General features: G+C 70.5%; 1 protein-coding gene. It reads right to left on the bottom strand.

What is annotated here, in order from left to right:
* A partial coding sequence (locus AC0NZN_RS18360; RefSeq protein ID WP_474593766.1) for an IS481 family transposase occupies positions 1–756 on the bottom strand: 756 nt, incomplete at both ends.

Raw genomic sequence — 756 nt, 5'->3', positions numbered from 1 at the left:
GTAGGTCGCGGCGCGGGCGGCGTCTGAGGGGTAGGTCTGGGCGTAGGCCCACTCGGTCGCGAGCGTGCGGTTGAAGCGCTCGACTTTCCCGTTTGTCTGCGGCCGGTAGGGGCGGGTGCGGCGATGCTTCACGCCCTGGCCGAGCGCGTCGGCGAACGCGTGGGAGCGGTAGCAGGAGCCGTTGTCGGTCATCACCGCGGTCACGGTGATGTCGTGCTCGGCGAAGAACGCCCGCGCGCGCTGCCAGAACCCGGCGGCGGTCTCTTTGCGTTCGTCGTCGAGCTGCTCCGAGTACGCCAGTCGGGTGCAGTCGTCGACGGCGTGGTGCAGGAACGCGTAGCCGAGGCCTTGCTTCTTGTTGTTGCGGTTCCCGGCCTGCCGGCCGAGCATCCGCCAGCCGCCGCCGTCGGGGATTCTGCCGAGCTTCTTGATGTCCACGTGGACCAGCTCGCCTGGGGTCTGCTTCTCGTAGCGGACGGGCTTGGGCTTACGCACCGGCAGCCCGGTGGCCTGGTCGAGGTGGTGCAGTAGCGGCATCCGGTAGCGGACCAGAACCCGGCCGACCGTCGAACGCGGGATCCCGAGGTGATAGCCGATCCGGTGCGGCCCCCACCGCCTGGTGAACCGCAACGACACGATCCGCCGCTCCCGCCGCGTCGACAACTGGCTGGGCGAGTGTTCCGGACGCGAGGACCGGTCCGTCAGCGGCTGCCCCGCCCGATACCGTCGCGCCCACCGAGACGCGGTCGCGGGCGA

Source organism: Microbacterium sp. sgz311019 (genome assembly GCF_056135325.1).
This window is presented reverse-complemented; position numbering and strand designations above follow the sequence as displayed.